This is a genomic window from Streptomyces sp. NBC_00984, from assembly GCF_045162475.1.
Lineage (GTDB): Bacteria > Actinomycetota > Actinomycetes > Streptomycetales > Streptomycetaceae > Streptomyces.
In genome coordinates, this window is sequence record NZ_CP108734.1 from 783,059 (window position 1) to 804,032 (window position 20,974).

The window sequence follows — 20,974 nt, forward strand, 5'->3', positions numbered from 1 at the left end:
CGCGACATGCAATCCTGACGTGTTCCGCAGGTCAAGAGGTATTCACCTTCGGAATTCGTTGTTCCGAGGGGCCGATGCGACGATTTGGCGTTAACAACGCGTCATAGTCCGGGGATCGGCGGGTGCGGGAACCGCAGCCCGGCCCGATGGAAAGTTTCCCCCATATCCAGCATCCGGAAGGGCGGGGCGGTGTCCCGCACGAGCGGGCGCGATCGGGGCGTGGAGCCCGCGGGTCGCGCATCCGCGGTCTTGGTGCCAGCCTGGAGTCATGGCTTGGGCGTCGTGGACGACTTGCGGTGTGTTCTCCGGGCACGGTGGCGTGCTCACGGAGGAGGTCGGTGTCCTGTCCGGGGACCTGACCGTTCACACGACTTGGGCGGATGACCTGGCCCAGGTGACCGTGCAGTACACGGGTGCGATCGACTGGTTCACCATGTCGGGCAGTCCTGTGCCGTGTTGTTCGGAGGAGGACAGCCGTCGCCTGCACGATGCGGTGGTGCAGGCGGTCCGGAAGGGTGAGGCGGCCACCGTTCCCGTGCCGCCCCGCCCCGCCCGGGAGCAAGCGGCGGAGCCCGCCCAGGAGTGACGCCGGCGCGTCGACGATCACGCCTCGCGGAGCGCGGCGGCGACCACCCCCGCGATCTCGTCCCTCGGCACTCCCCCGCCGCCCACCAGCCGGTCGAACAGCAGCCCGTCCACGCAGGCCAGCAGCGTGAGCGTCCGGCCCTCGGCGTCGGCCACGCCCTGCGCCTCCAGGAACGCCCGCACGGCCTCGCGTGCCGCGTTCTCGCGCGGCACAAGGATCTCCCGCAGCTCCGGGTGACGCACACTCTCGACCGCGCACGCGTAGCGGGCGAGCGACCTCTGCCGACCCCGACCGGCCAGCCGCCGCCCGACGAAGCCGGCGAGCCCGTCCGTCAGTTCGTCGGCGTCGCGCGGCATCCCCGCCTGCTCGCCGGCCGCCTGCAACTCCGCCTGGTCGAGGGCGACGAGCCGCCGGACGAGCCCGGTGAGCAGCGCCTGCCGGGTACGGAAGTACGCCGAGGTGGTGCCCGGCGGCAGGTCCGCCGCCCGGTCCACGGCCCGGTGGGTCAGGCCGCGCATCCCTGCCTCGGCCAGCACGTCGATGGCGGCATCGGCGAGGAGGGTTCGTCGATCTGTGGTCATCCCCCTTTCTACACCTGTAGAGACTGCGTAGTACTCTCCTTCTACAGGCGTAGAAGGCCTGGGCGGCGCAGGAGAGGGGACCCGGCATGGGCAACAGCGCGGTGGTTGTCGGCGGAGGCATCGGCGGACTGGCCGCCGCGATCGGGCTGCGACTCATCGGCTGGGAGGCGACGGTCGTCGAGCGCGCCCGCACCCTCGACGACGCGGGCGCGGGCATCTCCCTGCATGCGAACGGCCTGCGCGCACTGGACGCCCTCGGCGTCGGCGGGCCGGTGCGTGCGGCAGCACGGCCGCAGTACACCGGCGGCACCCGCACCCCGGGCGGACGTCTGCTGGCACGCATGGACGGAGCCGCACTGGAGCGCGAGCTGGGGACCCCGATCGTGGGCATCCCCCGGGCCACGCTGCACCGGCTGCTGCGCGAGGCACTGCCTCCCGAGTCCCTGCTCGTCGGAGCCGAGGTGACGTCCGTCGACCGCTCCGACGCCTCGCGGGTGCGCCTCACCGCCGGTGACACCCTCCTCGACGCGGATCTGGCCGTGGCCGCCGACGGCATCGGCAGCGGATTGCGCTCCCGGCTCTTCCCGGGGCACCCCGGTCCGGCCTACAGCGGCTCGACCGTGCTGCGCGCCATCACCGAGTCCCCGGTCGGCCTGAGTACCGACTTCGAGCTCACCTGGGGGCCGGGGGCCGAGTTCGGCCACATCGCCTTCACGGACGGCCGGGCCGAGTGGCACGCGGTGCTCAACGCCCCTGCCGGTGTGCGCCATCCGGATCCCCTTGCCGAGGTCCGCCGCAGGTTCGGCGGCTGGCACGACCCCATTCCCGCGCTGCTGGCGGCAACCCGGCCCGACGCCGTCCTGCACCATGACGTCGACGAACTGGTCGTCCCGCTCCCTTCCTACGCGGTGGGCCGGGTCGCCCTGCTCGGCGATGCGGCCCATGCCATGACACCGCACCTCGGCCAGGGGGCGTGCCAGGCCCTGGAGGACGCGGCGACACTGGCCGCCGCACTCCGCACCGAGCCCACTGTCGAGTCGGCGCTCGGCCGCTACGACGCCGAACGCCGGCCCCGCAGCCAGTCGGTCGCCCGAGCCGCCCGCCGGGCCGGTCGGATGGGTCAGCGGCTGTCCCGGCCGGCGGCCGTCGCGCTGCGCAACACGGCGCTGCGCCTCGCACCGTCCCGCGTCACCGTCCGCACGATCCTGCGCCATGCCGACTGGACGCCCCCGCGGCTGGGGTGACCGCGGGGGCGACGGCCCGGAGACCGCCCGTTCCGTATGTCAGTAGGCCCCGGAGACGTTGTCGATGGAGCCGTACTTGGCGGCCGCGTAGTTGCACGCTGCCGTGATGTTGGCGACGGGGTCGTAGCTGTCCATCGCCGTGCCGGGCACGTGGTAGGCCCGGAACGTCGGATCGATGATCTGGAGGAGGCCCTTGGACGGCGTTCCGGCGGCGGCGTTCGAGTCCCATTTGTTGATGGCGAGGGGATTGCCGGAGGACTCGCGCATGACGTTGCGGTGGATGCCGTTGTAGCTGCCGGGGATGCCGTGCTGGGCCATGACGGCCAGCGACTCCTTGATCCAGCCGTCCAGATCGTCGGTGTACGCCGCGGTCGGCGCGGCGGCACGGACGGTCTGCGCCGGCGCCGCCGAGGCGGCGTGGGCACCGATCAGCGGAAGCACGAGTACGGCGGCACCCGTGCCCAGGGCGATGAAGCCCCTGGTCAGCGAGGTGGGCCTGCGACGACGGTACGTACCCGTTGAGGTCATGATGGATTCCTCTCCGTCGCCTGCGAGGTGAGCTGTCGGGTTCGGGCTGGAGATGCCTGGCCGCACACGAATGCGACTTCACCCCGAGCCGTTCCGGATACCGGATCGGCGGCTTACCTGGGTTCCCCGCTCCTGCCGTACACGAGTGGATGGGAATGCCGGGCGGCGGCAGGATTCGGCGTTCCGTCCGGATTGACGGTGACCGTAGGCGAGAAGGACCGAAAGGGACAAGCCCCTGATTTCCGAACGCAATTCACTTACAAGATCGAGTCATCGGAATCGGGGTAATCCACCTCACATGGAACGGTTCGCTTTCCTTGCGCGGAAAGGGAACCGAATTGCACGGTGCGACATTCGAGGGCTCGAACGTGACTCGCGCCACGAAATCCCAAAAGGGGCATATCGCCCTATGCCCGAAAGCAACAATTGCATCAAATGCCCCCTAATCGCCCAAAAGGGCAACTGCCCTGGATCGCACACACAGCGCTTACGCGTCGTCGTTCGAGGCCCACGCCCAGGCCCCACCCGAAACCGCGAGGCATTGCCATGGCATTGCCATCGCTCCTCCCCGTGGTTAAGGTTTTGATGTCCTGTTGTCTCCGATAGAGGTGGACGTTGCGCATCTGAGGTTCGCGAACATCGCGCCGTACGGCACAGCCCGTACGCCCGTCACGCTGTAGCAGCGCTCCGCGCTGCCCGTGACCCCGCGTGGATGCGACCTCGGTGCATGAACCGTCCCTCTGTCTTCCGGACGCCGCACCTTTCTCTGCTGCTCGGTCGCCGCGTGGTGCTCGCATACGAAGCCCCCATCACTGCGCTTGCGAATGCGAGGAACACCATGGCGACACCCACCACCCCCCACGCCTCCCTCACCTGCTCGGCCCTGTCCTTCCGGTGGCCGGACGGCACGACCGTCTTCGACGGCCTCTCGCTCAGCATCGGCCGGGGCCGCATCGGTCTCGTCGGCACCAACGGCGCGGGCAAGTCCACACTGCTGCGGCTGCTCGCCGGTCGGCTGCGCCCGTCCCAGGGCTCGGTGACCGTGGGCGGCAGCCTCGCCCACCTTCCGCAGAACATCACCCTCGACACGACACTGCGGGTGGACCGGGCCCTGGGCATCGCCGAACGGCGCGACGCGCTGCGTGCCATCGAGGCCGGCGACGTCGACGAGAAGCACTTCGAGAGGATCGGCGACGACTGGGACGTGGAGGAACGGGCCCTGGCGACACTGGGCTCACTCGGACTCGGCGGCGTGGAACTGGACCGCACCGTCGGCCAGTTGTCCGGCGGGGAGACTGTCCTGCTGCGCCTGGCAGCGCTGCTGCTGGAGCGTCCCGATGTCCTCCTCCTGGACGAGCCCACCAACAACCTCGACATGTTCGCGCGCCGGAGGCTCTACGAGGCCGTCGACTCCTGGCGCTCGGGCGTACTGGTCGTGGTCAGCCATGACCGCGAACTGCTGGAGCGCATGGACCGCATCGCCGAACTGCGCGCCGGGTCCGTGAACTGGTACGGCGGTGGCTGGTCCGCGTACCAGGAGGCCGTGGCCACCGAACAGGAGGCCGCCGGACGGATGTTGCGGGCCGCGGAAGCCGATGTGCGCCGCCAGAAACGCGAGTTGGAGGAGACCCAGGTGAAGCTGGCCCGACGCCAGAGGAACGGCAGGAAGATCGAGGCCGAGGGGAGCCTCCCGAAGATCCTGGCCGGCCGCCGCAAGCGGTCCGCGCAGGAGTCGGCGGGCAAACTTCGCGGCGTCCACGAGGAGCGGCTCGGCGAGGCGCGCGAGCGCCGGGAGGAGGCCGCGGACGCGATCCGCGACGATGCCGAGATCCGCGTGAGTCTTCCCCACACGGCGGTGCCCGCCGGACGCAGCGTGTTGAACCTGCACGAGTTGCGCCCCCGGTTCGGCAGGCTGCGCGAGGGCAGTCTCCGGGTGCAGGGACCCGAGCGGATCGCGCTCGTCGGTCGCAACGGCGCCGGGAAGACGACACTGCTGCGCACGATCACCGGTGAGCTGGCCCCCTTGTCCGGCGAGGCCAGGACCTTCGTGCCGACGCGGTTCCTTCCGCAGCGGCTCGATGTGCTGGACGAGGAGCTGAGCGTCGCGGCGAACGTGGCCCGCATGGCGCCCGGGGTCACCGACAACCACATCCGTGCCCAGCTCGCGCGCTTCCTGTTCCGGGGGAAGCGCGCGGAGCAGCCGGCGGGCACGCTGTCGGGCGGAGAACGCTTCCGTGCCGCCCTCGCGGCGACGATGCTCGCCGCACCGGCCCCGCAACTGCTGATGATGGACGAACCGACCAACAACCTCGACATCGCCAGCGCGCGGCAGCTGACCGGTGCGCTGGAGTCCTACGAGGGCGCACTGCTGATCGCCAGTCACGATCTGCCGTTCCTCGAATCGGTCGGCATCACCCGGTGGCTGCTGGTCGCGGAGGAGCTCCGGGAGACCACCGCACAGGAGGTGGGTGATCTGCTGGCGGCGCCGGAGCACGCGAGCCCGGCCTGATCGGGACGAGAGGCCCGAGGGTGCGGGCCTTCGCATGACGGCATCCGGACCGTCATGCGAGGGAGGCCCGCACCCCTGCCGGGATCAGAGCCGGTCGATGATCTTGTTCATCTGCTCGATCTCGGCGGTCTGAGCCGTGACGACAGCGCCGGCGAGCTTCTTCGCGTCGACGTTGTCGCCGTTCTTCTGCTCGTCCTCGGCCATGGTGACCGCGCCTTGGTGGTGGCCGATCATGAGCTGGGCGAACTTCTTGTCGAAGTCCCTGCCCTTGGCGGCCGCCAGGTCGCCCATGTCCTTGCCGGACATCATTCCGGGCATTCCCGAGCCGTCCGAGCCGTGGTCCATCCCGGGCATGTCACCCATCGAGGACGAGGACGCGGGCAGCGGCCTGCCCCACGAAGTCAGCCAGCCCTTCATCGTGTTGATCTCGGGGTCCTGGGCCTTCTCGATCGCGGTGGCCAGCTTCTTGATCTCGGGGTCGGAGGCGCGGCCGTCGGCCAGCTTCGCCATCTCGATGGCCTGCTGGTGGTGCGGGATCATCTGCTGCGCGAACGTCACGTCCGCGTCGTTGAACGCACCGCCGGGGGTGGCCGGTGCGGAGGCGTTGCGCGAGCCGTGGTTCATGCCGGGCATGGACGAACCGTCGGACTTCGAGCCGTCGGAGGAACCGCAGGCCGCCAGCGTCAGAGCGAGGGCGGCGACGGTACCGGCGGCCGCGAGCGTGCGGCGGCGGACAGCAGAGGACAGGGAAGCGGACATCACGGATTCTTTCCAGGTGGATGCGCCACGTCCGTGGCGCGCGAAAGGGGCAGGGTCGTCCGGCCGGTCCGGCCCCGGGGGGGGCCGTGGACCGGCGGATTCCTGTCACGTCCGCGCGATGCACACCTGGAGCAGCAGATCTCTGCCGGCGAACGGCGGTCCCCGCCGCGCCGGTCCGCGTACGGCCGTACGGCGCCCGGCGAGCGCCCGAACGGCCAGGAGCACCAGACCCAGCGCCATCAGCAGCGGCAGCACCCGGTCACGGGCATGGGTGAATACGCACGACTCGCCGTCCGTCGCCGGCCTGGCGGCGGCAACGCGAGCGGGGTCGTGCTCGCCCCGCACCGCGGGGTGACCGGCAGTCGTGGTCATGGACACGGGCGCGGTCACGGCCGTCGCGTCGTGACAGCCCTCCGCGGCGCTCGCCGGTGCGCCGTGCATGAGGAACAGTCCGCACAGGACGGCACACAGCACGAGCAGCCGGGACCCTCCCGGTGTGCGCGTCCGTCCGCGATCCACGGCTGCCTCGAATGCTCGGTCGTACGGGTCCTGCGGTCCGGGCCCGACGATACCCCCACCGGGTTTCCCGTTCCGTGGCTCCCCGCCCTCCGCACCGGTGGCGGCCGTCCGGCGGACACGATGTCACCGCGGCGGGTCCTCTCCCACGAGACCGTCCACCGACTCCCGGATGAGGTCGGCGTGGCCGATGTGACGGGCGTACTCCTCGATCATGTCGATCAGGACGCGCCGCAGACTCGGGGACTCGCCGCTGGACGTGGTGTACCGGCCGATGTGCCCCGGGCCGCCGTCCGCCAGCGCCTCGGCGACCATGGCGCGGGAGCGCTCCACGGCTCCCCGCCAGAGCGCCGTCAGTTGCTCGGGGGTGTCCTCGGCGGCCGTCCGCCACTCCCAGTCGGGATCGGCGTCCCAGTCCACCGCGTCCCACGGAGCCCCCGGTTTCCGCGCGAGCAGCAACCGGGCGAAATGCGTGTCCTCGACACAGGCCAGGTGCTTGAGCAGCCCGCCCAGGGAGACCGTCGACGTGCCGAGCGTCGCTCGCAGACCGGCTGCGTCCAATCCCCCGCACTTCCACGCCAGGGTCGCGCGCTGGCGCTCCAGCGAACCGAGGAGGGTGGCGGTTTCGTCGCCCGCGAGCGGAGGTTCCGGAAAGACCGACTCGTTGTTCTCACTCATGGCGAGGAGAGTACGGTCCATTGCGGACGTTCCACTTCCGGAATGGGGACTGATCTGCCGATGGTGCACGACGCGAGCCCGACCGCACGGGCGCTCCTGGCTCTTGAGCTGATCCAGGACGGCCCGGGGATCACGGCCGACCGGCTGGCGGACCGGCTCGGCGTCTCCGGACGGGCGGCCCGCCGGTACGTCGGCATCCTGCGGGAGGCCGGTGTCCCGGTCGAGTCCGTGCGGGGCCCTTACGGGGGCTACCGCGTCGGCCGGGGTCTTCGGGTTCCGCCCCTGATGTTCACCACCCCCGAGGCCCTCGGGCTCGTGATGGCCGTGCTGGAGCGGCATCGGGACGCGGCCGGCACGGCCGAGAACCCGGTGGAGAGCGCGCTCGGCAAGATCATCCGCGTGCTGCCGGAGCCGGTCGCCGAGCCGGCCCAGGCCGTCCGGAGAGTGAGCGCACCGGTTCCGGACTCCGGCGCCGCGAGCCCCGGCCCCGAGACCACGGCCCTGCTCGTCCAGTCCTGTGCCGCGGGCCGCCGGCTGCGGCTCGGATACCGGTCGGGTCCGGGGGCGGAACGGACGATGGAGGTCGATCCGTGGGCCGTCGTCGTACGTCGTTCCCGCTGGTATCTGCTGTGCTGGTCGCACACGAAGAACGCCAGACGCGTCCTCCGGGTGGACCGGGTCGCCACCGTAGACGTGCTCGGGGAGACGTTCGCGCCTCCGGCCGGTCTCGACCCGGTACGGACGCTGGAGGAGCACCTCTCCGAAGGCTGGAAGTACGAGGTGGAGGTCGTCATCGACGCCCCCGTGGCCGACGTCGCTCAATGGCTGCCGCGCAGCCTGGGGCGCTTGGAGGAAGCGGACCCGGACCGCACCCGCCTCGTCGCCACCACGGACGAACCGGACTGGTACGCCGAACAGCTCATGGCGGTCAGGGCGGCGTTCCGTATCGTCGGGCCGCCCGAACTGCGGGAAGCCGCCCGCGTTCTCGGCGAGCGGTTCCTGCTGGCCGGCGCCCTGCCGCCCGAAGAGGACCACGAGGGCTGAGCCGGTCGCCCGCCGGCGGGTTCAGCGGTGGCCGACGGCGCGCGTCCAGGCGGCTTCGCGCACCAGGCGCAGGCCGTTGAGGCCGACGACGGCGGTGGAGCCCTCGTGCCCGGCGACACCCGGCGGGAGCGGCAGCGTGCCGACCAGGTCCCGGACGACGAGGCCGGTGATGAAGACGGCCGCGATCACCAGGTTCTGCACGACGAGTCGGCGGCACCGGCGCGAGAGCGCCACGGCGGTGGGGATGGTGGCGAGTTACGACAACCACGTGGCCGAACTCCTCGACCAGGCCCTCTTCCACGTCGACCACCTGAGGCTCGGCCTCCACGACGCCCCGGCGGAGGAAGTCGCGGGGGCCGATGACACAGTGGCCGCCCTGCGCTGAACCCCGGGACCACCCGTCAGACGGCGCCGCCCTCCCGGGCGGACACGGCCGTCAGGAATTCCCCGAGGATCTCGCCGAAGGCATCCGGCCGTTCCATGGGGGGATAGTGCGCGGTCCCCTCGACGATCGCCTCGCGCCCGTCGGCGACCGTCCGTGCGAGGCGCTGGACCATGGCGAGGTGATCGTCCGAATCGATGCCGCCCGCGACGGCCAGCACCGGGACGTCGATCTTCGCCGCCCGTGCCCAGGTGTCGGAGACGGGCACGAGCCGGTCGGGTTCGTCCGCGGTGTGCTTGGCCAGCGTCCGCTCGGTCATCGCGCGCAGGCGTCGCACCACAGCGCCGTCGACGTCGTCGAGCGTGCGGTGCGGCCCCGCCGCGAAGAGCATGAAGGCGTCGATCCATCCCCCGATGTCACCGGCGGCCAGGGAGCGGGCCTGCTCGGCCAGGACCTGACGGGACCAGGGGTCGTGGAACTCGGGCTCACTCGTCCCCGCCCCGCTGACGACCAGCGCACGTACCAGATCAGGGTGTTCGAGCGCGGTGTCGAGCGCGGTGGCCCCGCCCATCGACACTCCGACCAGGACCGCGGGGCCGGCGTCGAGATGGCGCAGCAGGGCGGCCAGGTCGTCCGTGTGCCGGAAGGGCCTGCTCGCGTTGGACGATCCGCCGTGCCCGCGGGCGTCCGGCACGATCACCCGGTGATCCCGCGCGAGCTCCGGCACCTGGTCGTCCCACATCCCGTGGTCCAGGAATCCGCCGTGCAGCAGCACCAGCAGCGGGCCCTCCCCGGTGTCGCGGTACATGAGGCGGCCGTCGTCGGTCTCGAAGAATTTCAGCTCGGAGGCAGCATTCATGACAACCAAGGTGCCATCTACTCCCCGCATTGACAACCAAGGTGTCATCATGGCCGCATGACCGACAACGATCCGCCCCTGGCACCCGAGGAACTGGCCCACCGGCTCACGGAGGTCTTCGCCCTGGTCGGCCCGCTCTACCGGCGTGTGCAACGCAAGGTGGAACAGGCCGCACCGATCGAGGGCCTGTCCGTCGGCGTGCGTGCCGTACTGGATCTGCTGCGTGAACACGGACCCATGACGGTCCCGCAGATGGGCCGGGCACAGGCGCTGAGCCGGCAGTTCGTGCAGCGCATGGTCAACGACGCCGCGGCCGGGCAACTGGTCGAGATCATTCCCAACCCGGCCCATCAGCGGTCGTCCCTGGTCCGGCTGACCGAGGGCGGCAGCGCGGCGATCACCGCGGCACTGACCCGCGAGCAGTCCCTGCTGCGCCAGGTGGACGGGGATCTGACCGATGCCGATGTGACGGCCTGCGTACGGGTGCTCGGCAGGATGCTGGACCTTTTCGACCACGTCGACGTGGACTGAGACCGCGCAGGGCTCCGGCTCCGGCGGGTGCGGAAACGGCGCGTCCGCCACCGAGTGCGGAACCAATTTCCGCCATTTACGCTCAGATGTGGATCTATGCCGCCAGGAGTCGTTGATCGACAGGAAGCGAGACCCCTATGGAGCGGCTCAAGAAGTCCGGAATCGTCGGGGAACTCTCGGCGGAGTTTCTCGGCACGATGATTCTGATCCTCTTCGGCTGCGGTGTCGTGGCCCAGGTCGTGGCCGGCGGTGCGCTCACCGATCCGGCGGGCGGCCTCGGAAATCACGACAGCATCGCCTGGGCGTGGGGTCTCGGAGTCACTCTGGGCGTCTATGTGGCGGCCAGACTGAGCGGAGCCCATCTCAATCCGGCGGTGACTCTCTCGCTCGCCGCTTTCAAGGACTTTCCCTGGAAGAAGGTGGCGCCCTACTCCCTCGCGCAGCTCGCGGGGGCGTTCGTCGCGGCACTGCTGGTGCGCTGGAACTACACGGAGGCGCTGGCGAAGGCGGACCCCGGGCACACGATCAAGACGCAGTTCGTGTTCTCCACCCTGCCCGCCAACGGAAACCCCGCGCTTCCGGTCCACGAATGGGGGGCGTTCCGGGACCAGGTCATCGGCACCGCCATCCTCGTACTGCTGATCTTCGCGGTCACGGATCTCCTCAACACCCCGCCGGGCTCCAACCTCGGTCCTTTCGTCGTGGGCCTCATCGTGGTGGCCATCGGCATGGCGTTCGGGACCAATGCCGGGTACGCGATCAATCCGGCCCGTGACCTCGGCCCCCGTCTCGCGAGCTTCCTGACCGGCTACGGAGGGGCGTGGCGCGATCAGTACGGGAACTTCTACTTCTGGGTGCCGATCGTGGGACCGCTCGTCGGCGGCCCGCTGGGAGCCCTCGTCTACAAGATCTTCATCAGCAGCTTCCTGCCCACGGCCGAACCGGAGCCGGAGGGCAGCATCCCGCTACCGCCGGAGAAGTGACGCCCGGTTCCATCACCGGGTCCGGACTCAGGAGAGGCAGCACGCCATGGCGGACTTCATCGGCGCAGTGGACCAAGGCACCACCAGCAGCCGCTTCATGATCTTCGATCACGGCGGAAACGAAGTGGCCCGACACCAGTTGGAGCACGAGCAGATCCTGCCCCGGTCGGGCTGGGTGGAGCACGATCCGGTGGAGATCTGGGAGCGCACCAACTCGGTGATGCAGAACGCTCTGCGCACCGGTGGTCTGAGCGCCACCGATCTCGACGCCATCGGGATCACCAACCAGCGCGAGACGACGGTCGTCTGGGACCCCCGCACCGGCCGTCCGTACTGCAACGCCATCGTGTGGCAGGACACCCGCACCGACTCGATCGCCAAGGCCCTGGAGAACGAGGGGCACGGCGAGGTCATCAGGCGCAAGTCGGGGCTCCCTCCGGCCACTTACTTCTCCGGCGGGAAGATCAAGTGGATCCTCGACAATGTCGACGGGGTCCGCGCCGCCGCGGAGCAGGGGCACGCGGTGTTCGGGAACACGGACTGCTGGGTGCTGTGGAACCTCACCGGCGGACCCGACGGCGGTATCCACGCCACGGATGTGACCAACGCCAGCCGGACGATGCTGATGAATCTGGAGACGCTCGACTGGGACGACGAGCTGCTGGACATCTTCGGCATCCCCCGGGCGATGCTCCCGGCCATCCGGCCCTCCTCCGACGCGGAGGCGTACGGCCGCACGCGCACGTCCCGGCCGCTGCGTGCCGCGATCCCGATCACGGGGGTGCTCGGCGACCAGCAGGCGGCCACGGTGGGACAGGTGTGCTTCGAGCCGGGCGAGGCGAAGAACACGTACGGCACCGGAAACTTCCTCGTACTCAACACCGGGACGGAAGTGATCCGGTCGAAGCACGGCCTGCTCACCACCGTCGCCTACCGATTCGGGCAGAGTCCGCCGGTCTACGCCCTGGAGGGCTCCATCGCGGTCACCGGGTCCGCGGTGCAGTGGCTGCGGGACCAGATGAAGATCATCACGAACGCGGGCGAGAGCGAACACCTCGCCCGGACCGTCGAGGACAACGGCGGGATGTACTTCGTGCCAGCCTTCTCGGGTCTCTTCGCGCCGTACTGGCGCTCGGACGCCCGGGGCGCCATCGTCGGCCTGGCCCGCTACAACACCAACGGCCATCTGGCGAGGGCCACTCTGGAGGCCATCTGCTACCAGAGCCGGGATGTGGTGGAGGCGATGGAGCAGGACTCCGGCGTCCACCTCGACGTGCTCAAGGTCGACGGCGGGGTCACGGCCAACGACCTCTGCATGCAGATCCAGGCGGATGTGCTCGGAGTCCCCGTCAGCCGCCCGGTCGTCGCAGAGACGACCGCGCTCGGTGCCGCCTACGCGGCCGGGCTGGCCACCGGATTCTGGCAGGACCAGGGCGAGTTGCGAGAACACTGGCAGGAGTCGAAGCGCTGGGAGCCGCAGTGGAGCGAGGACCAGCGGGCGGAGGGGTACGCGAACTGGAAGCGGGCCGTGGAACGCACCCTGGACTGGGTCAGCGTGGGATGACGGTCCGACGCACCGCGCGGGCGCGCATGCCTGGGCACGCCCGCGCGGTGCGTCAGGGGCTCAGGCGTCGGTCCGCAGCCCGGCCAGGAGTTGGTAGACGGTCTCGGTGCCCTGCCGCAGTGCTTCGACGCCGATGTGTTCGTCGGTGCCGTGCATGCGCTTGAGCATGTCCCGGTTCACGGTGAACGGATACATGCCGTACACGGGTACGTTCTGTTCCCGGAACGGCACCGCACTGGTGACCGCCTCGAACTGGCAGGCGGTGGCCCGTACTCCGGGGTGGGTCCGGCGTACGGCGCTCTGCCAGGCGCGGAAGACGTCCGTGTCGTAGTCGGAGTCGGGCGTGGCCAGATAGCCGCGCAGCCGGTCCAGGGCCTGTTGCTCGGTCTCGCCGGGGTTGCCGACGACACTCAGCGTCGCCCGGTTGCCGATCAGCGAGCGCAGTTCGGCGACGATGCGTCCGGGGTCCTCGGCCCCCGGCAGGAAGGCGGCCCGGAACTCCGCGGTCGCCGTGCCCGGCACGATGCTCGGGTAGTAGCCGGACTGGGCGGCGGTGAAGGCGAGCGTGGTCCGCAGCATCGCGTTGTGCAGCTCCGGGGTCTCGCTGAGCCGCACCACCGCTTCCCCCGCCCTGTCCCGCTGCCGGTCCGTGCGGGCGCCGAGCATCTCCCGGAGAGCCTTGGCGAAGGGCCGGTCGGTGGTGGCCTCGGCCAGTTCGGAGAAGTACCGCCGGGACAGTGCGTTCGGGCGGATGTGGGCACGCCACTGCCCGAGCTGGTCGAGCACCTCGCCCAGCCGGATCACCGCCTGTCCGCTGAACGGCTTGGACGTGTGGGTGGCGTACGAGGCCGTCTCCAGGCGCAGCAGCAGGGAGCGCTTGTCGTTGCAGGTGAGCGAGGCGATCATGGGCGTGGTGCCGTCGCGCTGGTCGAGTACCCAGCCGCCCTCGGTGATGACCGCACCCGCCGTCACCTTGCCGGGGTGTTCCGTGAGGAACCAGCGCACGCCGTAGGGGCCCTGTTCCTCGTCGCAGTCGGACCAGAAGACGATGTCGCGGTCGAAGGCCGCCCCCTCGCGGACATGGCGCAGCAGAGCGGCGACGAAGGCGGCGTTGACGCCCTTCATGTCCAGCGAGCCGCGGCCGTACAGCTTGCCGTCCCTGATCTCGCCGGCGAAGGGGTCCGTCTCCCAGGTGTCGCCGATGGCGGGCACCACGTCGGAGTGGCCGAGCAGGACCAGGGGCTTCTTCGTGGCCGGTCCGCTGCCGGGGACGCGGGCGAAGAAGTGGACGTTGCCGTCCTTCGGAGTGGGCACGATCTCGGTGCCGACCCCGGCGGCCCGGAAGATGCCCTGGAGCATCCGGGCGAGCGGCAGGGTGACCGCGCCGTCGCCGGGGTTGCTGGTGTTCTGACGGATCATGGCGACGGCGAGGCCCACGGGGTCGGTGGGGTCGCCGTCGAAGGAGACGCTGCCCCTCCCCGTCGCCGCGTCGGCCCGCGCTGCGGGCGCCGACGAGGCCACCGCGCCGAGGCCCAGCACCGTGGACGCGACGGCCGTCGCCCCGGCACCGAGCACGGAGCGCCGTGACGGCCGGGTACCGGGGAGTCCGTCGAGGCAGGCGGAGATGACCGCGGCCGGGTTCTCCTGGTGGGCGTAGTGGCCGCCCTCGACGGACATCAGGGTGCAGTCTCCCCGGGTCCACTCGGCCCAGCGGCGCACGGTGACCTCGGGCACGTGCGGGTCGTCGGTGGCCCATACCGCGCGCAGCTCGACCTGCGGAACGGCTCCGAGGCGGCCGTTGTACCCGGCGGCCAGCCGCAGGTCGGCGATGACGGGAGGCAGCAGCACCTCCTCGAACTCGGGGTCCGCCAGCAGCTCCGGGTCGGTCAGTCCGGTCCCGGCGACGAAGGCACGGGCGTCCTCCACGGTCACTTCCTCGCCGCGGCCGTGGAAGTCGCCGGGGCACTGTCCGGCCACGGCGCACAGCCGTGCGACGGGCACCCCGGAGTCGAGCAGCCTGCGGCAGGTCTCGTACGCCAGCAGGGCGCCGAGGCTGACTCCGATCAGCACCAGCCGCCGCCCGCCCCGCAGTTCACGGATCCCGGCCGCCGTCGCCTCTGCGTAGGCGGCCATGTCGGTGACGGGCTCCTCGTCGACGCGGGTGCCGCGGCCCGGCGGTGCGACGAAGGCAAGGGTCGTGTCCTCGGGAAGCCGGCCGCGCCAGCTCGCGAATGTGGAGCCGTGGGCGCCGGTGGGTGCGAAGCAGACGGCGAGGGTGCCGGTGGCGGCGCCCTGCGGCTGCTCGCCCGGCACGGTCAGCCATGGGACGTTCATATCTGCTCCTCCTGCTGGATGTCGCGGCACAGGGCGGCTATCGCGGTGACGGTGGGTGCGCCGAGGATGCGGCGCAGCGGCACCCGGCGGCCCGCCGTCGTCGCCAGCCGGTTGGCGAGCCGTACGGCGAGCAGGGAGTGGCCTCCGGCGTCGAAGAAGTTCTGGTCCGCCGACGCGGGCGGGGCGCCGAGCAGTTCCTGCCAGAGCGCGGCGACGGCGGTCTCGGTGGCGTCGGACGGGGTGAATCCGGCCGCCTGTTCCTGCCCGATGCCTGCCACGAGTGTGCGCAGGGCGGTGCGGTCCAGCTTGCCGTTGGTGCTGCGCGGGAGCTGCGGGACCTGCTGGATGCGGGCGGGCAGCATGTAGTCGGGCAGCCGGTCGCGCAGATGGGCGCGCAGTGCGGCGGCGCCGGTCTCCTCGTCGGCGGTGACGCAGGCGACGATGCGTGTCTCGCCGTCCTCGTTCTCCGCGTAGGCCCCCGCGTCGGTGACGTCCGGTGCCTTGCGCAGGGTGGCCTCGATCTCCTCCAGCTCGACGCGATAGCCGCGCACCTTGATCTGGTTGTCGGCGCGGCCGGTGATCTCCATTACGGAGTCCGGGAGTTGGCGCCCCCGGTCACCGGTGCGGTAGTGCCGGACCCCGGCGTCGTCGGTGGTGAAGCGGTCCTCGTCGTCGCCGCCGACATAGCCGAGGGCCAGTGGCGTTCCGGAGACCCACACCTCGCCGCCCACACCGGTCGGCAGCCGTCGGCCGAGCCGGTCGCGGACCGAGAGCGAGGCGCCCGCCACGGGGCTGCCGACGGGGACGCGTTCGGCGTCGGCGGGCAGTCGGGCGGTGTCGTACGCGGCGACGTTGGAGGCGGTCTCGGTCATGCCGTACAGGTTGAGCAGGGTGGCGTCGGGCCAGACCTCGCGGAAGCGCAGGACGGTGTCCACGGGCAGGGTGTCGGCGCCGCTGGTGACCAGGACCGGCCGGTGCCCGCCGGGGCGATCGGCGCTCTCCTCCAGCAGCCCGGCGATGAGCTGCGGGGTCAGGAAGAGATGAGTGATCCGTTCCTGCTCGACGGCGGCGGCGAAGAGCGCCGGATCGAGGAGTTCGTCGGTGGCGAGCACGACGGACGGGACGCCCTTGAGCAGCCCGCCCAGCAGCTCCCAGGGCGAGGCGACCAGTGCCAGGGACTTCTGGACGGCGAGCACCGCGTTCTCCGGGAACGGGTGGTCCTGCCACATCCACTCCAGTCGGCCCCGGACAGAACGGCGGCTGATGCGTACGCCCTTGGGGTTTCCGGTCGTCCCCGAGGTGTAGACGATGTGGAACAGGGCGTCCTCGTCGGGCTCCTGCTCGGGGGCCTGGTGCAGCGGGCCCTCGGTAAGGGGCGCCAGGGTGACGCGCGGCGCGTCCAGGGTGGGGAACTGGTCGAGTCCGGGCTCGGCCAGCACGCAGTGCGGTCCGGTCTCCTCCACCATCCGGCGCTGCCGTCGCACGGGTATCGCGGGGTCCAGCCCGAGGTAGGCGGCGCCGGTCTTCAGTACGGCGAGGACTCCGGCGACGGCGGCGGGGCCGCGCTGGGCGGCGAGTGCCACCAGCGAGCCGGGACCGGTGCCCTTGGCGGTGAGCCGGGCGGCCAGCCGGCCGCTCCATTCGTCGAGTTCGCGGTAGGTGACGGTGGTGCCGGTGTGGCGCAGGGCGACGGCCCGGGGGTGGGCCGCCACCTGCTCGGCGAAGCGTTCCAGCAGGGTCGGCGTGTTCATCGGTGATCGTCTCCGGGCAGCAGATCGAGGGAACGAACGGTGGTGTGCTCGGCGCGCTCCGGGTCGGTCAGGGCCCGCAGCGCGATCAGTGTGGATTCCAGTACGTTGCGGGCGGCCGGCGCGTCGAGCAGCTCCTGCTGGTAGGCGTACTGGAGCAGCAGGCCGCCGGGGCCGTGCGGCTGTACGTACAGGGCGCAGTCGTACTTGGTGTAGCCGGTGTCCAGTTCGACGAAGCGGAACCGGACGTCCGACGCGGTGGTGGCGCGCGCCGGGTAGGGCAGCATGTTGAGCATGGTCTGGAAGACCGGGGTCGCCGATGAGCTCCGCGAGGTGGCCGGAAGCCGCCGCAGCGTCCAGCCGAAGGGGTGCTCGGCGGCGGCGTAGGCGTCGTACACCGTCTCCCTCACCTGTGCGGTGAACTCCGTGAGGGTGGCGGCCGGGTCGATGTCCAGGCGCAGTGGCAGCATGGCGAGCATGAAGGCGGGCACGTCGGCGGTCTCCGGCCGCTCCCGCCCCGCCATCGGGGCGCCGATGATCACGTCGTCGGCGTCGCTGTAGTAGCTCAGGGCCAGTGCGTAGGCGGCCAGCAGCGGTACGAAGGCGGTGGCGGAGGCGGCCAGCGCGGTGTCGCGCAGCAGCCGGGAGAGTTGCTCGTCGAGGACCGCCTCGGTGATCTCGCCCCGGTAGGCGGGTGTGGCGGGCCGCGGTTTCTGGGCGATCCGGAGTGCCGGGAGGTCGCCCGCGAGGCGGCGCAGCCAGTACTCCCCCGCCTCGGCCACCTCCTCGCCGGCCAGCCGCTCCGCCAAGTGGTCGAGATAGCGGTCGTAGCGGGTGGCACGTTCGGGGTCGGGCCCGGCGGGGCGCTGTTCGTAGAGTTCGGCCAGCCGCTGGAACAGCACGGTCGCTCCCCAGCCGTCGAGGAGCAGTTCGTGCATGGTGACCAGGAGTCGGTGCTGTCCGCCGGGCAGCCGGAACAGCCCGGTCCGCAGGGCCGGTTCGGTGAGGAGGTCGAAGGGCCTGGCCGCCTCCTCGGCGGCCACCGTGCGGAATGCCTCCGCGGTGATGTCCCGGGCGCTCGCGGGCAGCGGCACCTCCCAGTGCGGGTAGTGGTGCACCACCTCGTGCCCCGTTTCCCGCCCGTCCGCCTCGTCGGTCTCGGCGAACCGGGCGAGGAGCAGCGGATTCTCGGCGAGCAGCAGCTGCCAGGCCCGTGCCAGCCGTGCCACGTCGAGGGGCCCGTCGAGTTCCAGGGATCCCTGGTAGCTGTAGTAGGGGCTGAGCGGGTCGAGCCGCCAGTGGAAGTAGACCCCGGCCTGCTGCGGGGTGAGCGGCCGGGTGCGGGGCGCGTCGTCCGGTGCCGTCGCCGTGCGGGCGGCGGTCGCGGGCCTCTGCACGTGGCCGAGCGCGGCGAGCGCGGCGGGGCTGCCGTCGCGCAGCACGTCACGCAGACCGGCCACCGATCCGGTCTCGCGCAGGGCGGCGACCAGCCGCATGGCTAGCAGCGAGTCGCCGCCCAGTTCCAGGAACCTGTCGTTCCTGCCGACCCGTCCGGTGCCGAGGAGCCCGGCGACGACCGCCGCGATGGCGGTCTCCGCCCCGCCCCGCGGTGGGGTGTACGGGCGGATGTCGGGGCGGCTGCGGCGCGGTGGAGCGGGCAGGGCCTTGTAATCCGTCTTGCCGTTGCGGGTGAGCGGGAGCCGGGGCAGGACGACGAAGGTGTGCGGCACCATGGGGGCGGGAAGCCGGTCGCTCAGATGGGCGCGCAGCGATGCCTCCGTCGGCTCGTCGCCGGAGGCGGTGACGTAGGCGACGAGCCGGGGCGGCTGCGCGGCCGCCGGGGTGTGGGCGCTCTCCCGGACGACCAGGGCTCCGGTGTCGTCGGGGGTGTGGACGGTGACGGCGCAGGCGGCGATTCCGGGGTGGCCGGCGAGTACCGCCTCGATCTCGGCGAGCTCCATGCGTACGCCGCCGACCTTCACCTGCCGGTCCACCCGGCCCAGGTACTCCAGTTGGCCGTCCGGCAGTGCGCGTACGGCGTCCCCGGTGCGGTAGAGGCGTCCGCCGTCGGCGCCGAAGGGGTCGGTGAAGAAGGCGAGCGCGGTGCGCTCCGGGTCACCGAGGTACCCGCGTCCCACGACGAGTCCCCCGACGAACAGCTCCCCCGTCTCCCCGTGCGCACAGGCGTGCCACTGCCCGTCCTCCTCGCGCAGTACGTACAGTTCGGCGTTGCCGATGGGCGAGCCGATCGGCAGATGGCGTACTCCGGCGGCCGGAGGGCCGAGTTCGGCATGGGTGACGTCGTCCGAGCACTCGGTGGGGCCGTACGCGTTGAGCAGCCGGATCCCCGGTAGGGTGTCGTGCCACCGCCGGGCCAGCGCCGGTGGCAGTTCCTCGCCGGTGGCGATCATCCAGCGCAGCGCGCCGGGCCGGATTCCCGCGGTCTCCTGGGCGTCGAGCAGGAAGCGGATCAGTGTGGGCACGGTCTCCAGCACCGTGGTTCCGCGTCCGCGCAGCTCCTCCAGCAGCAGGGCGCCGTCCTGTGCCTGTTCGTCGGCGAAGATCTGTACCCGGCCGCCCACGAGCAGCGGGGCGAACATCTGCCAGACGGAGATGTCGAAGCTCAGCGGTGCGGTCTGGGCCAGCCGGTCGTCCGCGGTCAGCCCGAGGTCGTCGATCTTGGCCCGGAGGTGGTTGAGCATCCCCCGGTGCTCGACGATCGCGGCCTTGGGGCGGCCGGTCGACCCCGAGGTGTAGAGGACGTAGCGCACCTCGTCGGGGGCCGGCGGCAGGGTCCGGGTGTACGGAGGGTCCGCCGGTCGCGGTGTCGTGGTGGGCACGCCGGCCGCGCCGGCGCCCTTGACCAGTTCCCCGCTGTCCGCCGGTGCGCCGGTGGTCAGCATCAGTGCCGTACCGCTGTCGGTGAGCAGGGACTCGACGCGTGCGGCGGGCCAGCTCGCGTCGACCGGCAGATAGACGGCGCCGAGCAGCTCCAGGGCGAGGAAGGCCACGACGACGTCGGCGCCGCGCCGGCCGCCGACCGCGACGATCTGCCCGTCCCGGATCCCGGCAGCCGCCAGCTGCGCCGCGGTGCGACGCATCAGGTCGGCCAGTCGGCCGTATCCGAGGGAAACGTCGCCGTCCTCGATCGCGGTCCGGTCGGGGTCTGCGGCCGCGAACCTCTCGACGTGGGTGTGGACTGCTTCGCCCAGCTCGTACGGTTCATGGCGGGTGAGTGCCGCGGCGACGGCGCTCTCCCGCGCCCCTTCGGCCAGCGAAAGCCGCGGGTAGTGCTCGGGCAGGCCGATCACCGGGCCGTCCGCTTCTCGGCGACGACCAGCAGGTACTCGACGGGCACGCCCGTGCCGCGTTCGTCCGAGGTGTGGAATCCCTCGGTCATCTCGACCATTTCCGCTCGCAGTTCCTTCCATCGCGAGGGCGGCGAAATGGTGTTTCTCGCCGCGATGCAGGGGCCGAAGCAGTTCTCGAAGAAGGTCACCAGGTCCTCGGCCGCGGCGAACGGGTAGAAGAGTTCCCGTCGTTCGGACGTGATCGTGAATCCGGGACCGAGGAGTTCGGCGAGGTAGTCCGGTGAGCCCCACAGCATGGGCTGTCCCTGATGGCCGTTGGGCGAGGGGAAGTAGGCGGAGAGGATCTCCTGGAAGTGCGCGGTCCAGCTGCGTGCCGTCCAGTTGCACATGCCGATCCGGCCGCCCGGCCGCAGCACCCGGGAGATCTCCCCGCCCGACGCGGCGTGGTCGGGCGCGAACTGGATTCCATAGGTGGAGGTCACCAGGTCGAACGAGGCGTCGGCGAAGGGGAGTTCCTGGGCGTCGCCGCGGCGCAGTTCCACCGTGACACCGGCCTGTGCGAACCGTTCGCGTGCGTCGGGGAAGAACTCGTCGGTCAGGTCGAGTCCGGTGACGAGGCAGCCGCGCAGGGCGGACAGCAGCGCGACGTTGCCGTTGCCGGTGGCGACATCGAGATGGGCGGTATCCGGCGCGGGGGCGAGCCGGTCGACCAGCTCGACGGCGCCCGGCCGCAGCAGATCGGCGACGTGCCGGTACTCGCCGTACGACCACATGGTGCGGTTGATCTCCTGGATGTTCTGATCGATCGTCATGCGGA

At 71.2% G+C, this 20,974-nt stretch carries 17 protein-coding genes, 2 pseudogenes and 1 riboswitch; of the genes and pseudogenes, 8 read left to right on the plus strand and 11 right to left on the minus strand.

Annotated features, from left to right (window positions below; all coding sequences use genetic code 11):
- Window positions 1-268: 268 nt before the first annotated feature.
- Window positions 269-586: a hypothetical protein gene (locus OG520_RS03240; protein ID WP_266430696.1), complete on the plus strand. Its 318-nt coding sequence runs from the start codon at window positions 269-271 to the stop codon at window positions 584-586.
- 17 nt (window positions 587-603) lie between these two features.
- Here OG520_RS03240 and OG520_RS03245 read toward each other — a convergent pair whose 3' ends face one another.
- Window positions 604-1,167 carry a TetR/AcrR family transcriptional regulator gene (locus OG520_RS03245; RefSeq protein WP_406012097.1) on the minus strand — a complete coding sequence of 188 codons (564 nt, stop codon included), beginning with the start codon at window positions 1,165-1,167 and terminating at the stop codon, window positions 604-606.
- 86 nt (window positions 1,168-1,253) lie between these two features.
- Between OG520_RS03245 and OG520_RS03250 the strand changes: the two genes are divergently transcribed.
- The gene (locus tag OG520_RS03250; protein WP_406012098.1) at window positions 1,254-2,411 is read left to right on the plus strand and encodes an FAD-dependent monooxygenase; all 1,158 of its coding nucleotides are present in this window, start codon (window positions 1,254-1,256) and stop codon (window positions 2,409-2,411) included.
- A gap of 39 nt (window positions 2,412-2,450) precedes the next feature.
- On the opposite strand, the gene OG520_RS03255 is transcribed toward OG520_RS03250, so the two are convergent.
- A complete protein-coding gene (locus OG520_RS03255) occupies window positions 2,451-2,939 on the minus strand; it encodes a transglycosylase SLT domain-containing protein (RefSeq protein ID WP_406012099.1) in 489 nt (162 codons plus the stop codon).
- Window positions 2,940-2,943: 4 nt separating this feature from the next.
- Window positions 2,944-3,130: riboswitch (cyclic di-AMP (ydaO/yuaA leader) on the minus strand.
- A gap of 647 nt (window positions 3,131-3,777) precedes the next feature.
- Here OG520_RS03255 and OG520_RS03260 point away from each other — a divergent pair.
- Window positions 3,778-5,448 carry an ABC-F family ATP-binding cassette domain-containing protein gene (locus tag OG520_RS03260; protein ID WP_406012100.1) on the plus strand — a complete coding sequence of 557 codons (1,671 nt, stop codon included), beginning with the start codon at window positions 3,778-3,780 and terminating at the stop codon, window positions 5,446-5,448.
- A gap of 84 nt (window positions 5,449-5,532) precedes the next feature.
- Here OG520_RS03260 and OG520_RS03265 read toward each other — a convergent pair whose 3' ends face one another.
- From OG520_RS03265 to OG520_RS03275, 3 genes are all read right to left on the minus strand, one after another.
- Window positions 5,533-6,207, minus strand: a complete 675-nt coding sequence (locus OG520_RS03265; protein WP_406012101.1) for a DUF305 domain-containing protein — start codon at window positions 6,205-6,207, stop codon at window positions 5,533-5,535.
- Between the two features lie 105 nt (window positions 6,208-6,312).
- Complete coding sequence (locus OG520_RS03270) at window positions 6,313-6,648, minus strand: hypothetical protein (protein WP_399330002.1); 336 nt, start codon at window positions 6,646-6,648, stop codon at window positions 6,313-6,315.
- Between the two features lie 201 nt (window positions 6,649-6,849).
- Window positions 6,850-7,401 carry a DinB family protein gene (locus OG520_RS03275; RefSeq protein ID WP_399330001.1) on the minus strand — a complete coding sequence of 184 codons (552 nt, stop codon included), beginning with the start codon at window positions 7,399-7,401 and terminating at the stop codon, window positions 6,850-6,852.
- A 60-nt stretch (window positions 7,402-7,461) separates the two neighbouring features.
- Here OG520_RS03275 and OG520_RS03280 point away from each other — a divergent pair, with 60 nt between their 5' ends.
- Window positions 7,462-8,445 carry a helix-turn-helix transcriptional regulator gene (locus tag OG520_RS03280; protein WP_406016412.1) on the plus strand — a complete coding sequence of 328 codons (984 nt, stop codon included), beginning with the start codon at window positions 7,462-7,464 and terminating at the stop codon, window positions 8,443-8,445.
- 21 nt (window positions 8,446-8,466) lie between these two features.
- On the opposite strand, the pseudogene OG520_RS03285 reads toward OG520_RS03280, so the two are convergent.
- Window positions 8,467-8,700: pseudogene (locus OG520_RS03285) on the minus strand (heavy metal translocating P-type ATPase); the annotation flags it as partial.
- Between OG520_RS03285 and OG520_RS03290 the strand changes: the two are divergent.
- Window positions 8,696-8,830 (plus strand): annotated as a pseudogene (locus OG520_RS03290) (transcriptional regulator); the annotation flags it as partial. The pseudogenes OG520_RS03285 and OG520_RS03290 overlap by 5 nt on opposite strands.
- Window positions 8,831-8,846: 16 nt before the next feature.
- On the opposite strand, the gene OG520_RS03295 reads toward OG520_RS03290, so the two are convergent.
- Window positions 8,847-9,686: an alpha/beta fold hydrolase gene (locus OG520_RS03295; protein WP_399330000.1), complete on the minus strand. Its 840-nt coding sequence runs from the start codon at window positions 9,684-9,686 to the stop codon at window positions 8,847-8,849.
- Window positions 9,687-9,743: 57 nt separating this feature from the next.
- Between OG520_RS03295 and OG520_RS03300 the strand changes: the two genes are divergently transcribed.
- The 3 genes from OG520_RS03300 (at window position 9,744) to glpK (ending at window position 12,764) form a co-directional block, all read left to right on the plus strand.
- Window positions 9,744-10,217, plus strand: a complete 474-nt coding sequence (locus OG520_RS03300; RefSeq protein WP_406012102.1) for a MarR family winged helix-turn-helix transcriptional regulator — start codon at window positions 9,744-9,746, stop codon at window positions 10,215-10,217.
- Window positions 10,218-10,354: 137 nt separating this feature from the next.
- Window positions 10,355-11,200 (plus strand): MIP/aquaporin family protein, encoded by an 846-nt coding sequence (locus OG520_RS03305; protein ID WP_399329998.1) that lies wholly within the window; start codon window positions 10,355-10,357, stop codon window positions 11,198-11,200.
- Window positions 11,201-11,246: 46 nt separating this feature from the next.
- Window positions 11,247-12,764 carry a glycerol kinase GlpK gene (gene glpK, locus OG520_RS03310; protein WP_406012103.1) on the plus strand — a complete coding sequence of 506 codons (1,518 nt, stop codon included), beginning with the start codon at window positions 11,247-11,249 and terminating at the stop codon, window positions 12,762-12,764.
- Window positions 12,765-12,824: 60 nt separating this feature from the next.
- Here glpK and OG520_RS03315 read toward each other — a convergent pair whose 3' ends face one another.
- From OG520_RS03315 to OG520_RS03330, 4 genes are read right to left on the minus strand one after another with little or no spacing between them, the layout of a single operon-like run.
- Window positions 12,825-15,098: a M20/M25/M40 family metallo-hydrolase gene (locus OG520_RS03315; protein WP_406012104.1), complete on the minus strand. Its 2,274-nt coding sequence runs from the start codon at window positions 15,096-15,098 to the stop codon at window positions 12,825-12,827.
- Window positions 15,095-16,849: an AMP-binding protein gene (locus OG520_RS03320; RefSeq protein ID WP_399329995.1), complete on the minus strand. Its 1,755-nt coding sequence runs from the start codon at window positions 16,847-16,849 to the stop codon at window positions 15,095-15,097. The genes OG520_RS03315 and OG520_RS03320 overlap by 4 nt, the downstream gene beginning before the upstream one ends.
- Complete coding sequence (locus OG520_RS03325) at window positions 16,846-20,157, minus strand: amino acid adenylation domain-containing protein (RefSeq protein ID WP_406012105.1); 3,312 nt, start codon at window positions 20,155-20,157, stop codon at window positions 16,846-16,848. Before OG520_RS03325 ends, OG520_RS03320 begins: the two co-directional genes overlap by 4 nt.
- Window positions 20,154-20,969: a class I SAM-dependent methyltransferase gene (locus tag OG520_RS03330; protein ID WP_406012106.1), complete on the minus strand. Its 816-nt coding sequence runs from the start codon at window positions 20,967-20,969 to the stop codon at window positions 20,154-20,156. The genes OG520_RS03325 and OG520_RS03330 overlap by 4 nt, the downstream gene beginning before the upstream one ends.
- Between the last annotated feature and the right edge of the window lie 5 nt (window positions 20,970-20,974).